Below are 1,792 nucleotides of genomic sequence, written 5' to 3' on the forward strand. Positions count from 1 at the left end.
ACGAGATGCCGGGCCACCACACGGCCCAGACCACCCGTGCCGCCCGTCACCAAAACCGTGCCCTCAGCCACACCCCAACCCGCACCATCCGCACCGGCCGCACCGGCCCCGGACACCACACGCGCCAGACGAGGCACCAGCACCTCACCACCACGCACCGCCACCTCGGCCTCGGCCTCACCCACGGCCAGAACAGCACCCAGCAACTCGGCCGACAACACCACACCCGGCTCGACATCCAGCAAACCGAACCGCCCCGGATGCTCCGACACGGCCGACCTCACCAGACCCCACACACCGGACCCGGTCAGGTCGTCACCCGTGACCGCGCCCCGCGTCACGAACACCAGACGCGACTGCGCGCACCGCTCGTCGGCCAGCCACGACCGCACCAGCTCCAGCACCCATACGGCCGCATCGTGCACGGATCCGACGACACCGTCCGCGGTGCCGGACACGGTGGCCAGCACCGTTGTCGGTACCTCGCCCTGAACCAGCGCCTCGAGTTCGGCCACCCCCGAGACTGTGACCGGTTCGGAGGACGCTTCGGCGGCCCGCGTGCCCCGCGCCGGCACCCAGTGCACCTGGTAGAGGGAGTCATGGGTCGCAGCGCTGAGCTGTCCGGCCGCCAGGGGCCGGACGACGAGGGACTCCACCGAGGCGACGGGAGCGCCTGCCGGGTCGGCCAGCTCCAGGGCCATGGTGCCGTCGGCGTCCCGGATCAGCCGGACCCGCAGGGTCGAGGCGCCGGAGGCGTGCAGCGACACCCCGGCCCAGGAGAACGGCACTCCGCCGCGGCCGTCGTCGTCGAGCGCGAAGGCGTGCAGGGCGGCGTCGAACAGGGCCGGGTGGAGACCGAAGGCGCTGCCGTCCGTTGCTTCGTCAAGGGCGACCTCGGCGAACAGCTCGTCGCCGCGGCGCCATGCGGCCCGAAGGCCGCGGAATGCGGGACCGTAGGCGAACCCGGCGTCGGCCAGCCGCTCGTAGCAGTCCGTCACATCGACCGCGCGGGCGTCTTCCGGGGGCCACACGGACGCGTCGAAGTCAGACCGCACCTCGTTCACGGGAGCCGCAGGAGCCGCAGGAGCCGCAGGAGCCAGAATTCCGGTGGCGTGGACGGTCCACGGGGCCTGGACGTCGTCCTCACCCCGCGCGTGTATGCCCAGAGCGCACCTGCCGTCGGCGTCGGGCATGCCGATCCGCACCTGGATGCGGGTGCCTCCGTGGTCGGGCAGTACCAGCGGTGCGGAGAGGGTCAGTTCCTCGACCGTGTCGCAGCCGACCTCGTCGGCCGCGCGGATCGCCAGCTCCAGCAGTGCCGTGCCCGGCACCAGCACCGAGCCCTGCACCACGTGGTCGGCCAGCCACGGCTGCGACTGGAGCGACAGCCTGCCGGTGAGCACCACCCCGTCCGAGCCCTCGGTGCCGGCCAGTTCGACGGCTGCGCCCAGCAGCGGGTGTTCGGCCGCTCCGAGCCCGGCGAACCGCACGTCCCCGGCCCGGGTCAGTGCACCGGAAGGCCAGTAGCGCTGCCGCTGGAAGGCGTAGGTCGGCAGGTCGACGGTCTCGGCCCGTGCACCGGTGCCGGCGAGGTAGGCGGCCCAGTCCACCCGGGTCCCGGCGACATGCAGTCGAGCCAGCGCGGTGAGGGCCGCCGTCTCCTCGTCGCGGTCCTTGCGCAGCAACGGTACGAGGAGGGCGTCGTCGCCGGCGCTCTCGCGGGCCATGCCGCTGAGCACACCGTCCGGACCCAGCTCGACGAACCGGGTGACACCCTCACCGGCCAGCGCAC

The 1,792-nt window shown here is 73.0% G+C and carries 1 protein-coding gene; it reads right to left on the minus strand.

Annotation, left to right across the window (positions count from 1 at the left end; translation table 11 throughout):
* The coding region (locus ORI94_RS35155) for a polyketide synthase dehydratase domain-containing protein (protein ID WP_266083169.1) at window positions 1–1,792 on the minus strand (1,792 nt) is incomplete at both ends.

The sequence above is a fragment of the Streptomyces sp. NEAU-W12 genome (genome assembly GCF_026242095.1).
Taxonomy (GTDB): domain Bacteria; phylum Actinomycetota; class Actinomycetes; order Streptomycetales; family Streptomycetaceae; genus Streptomyces.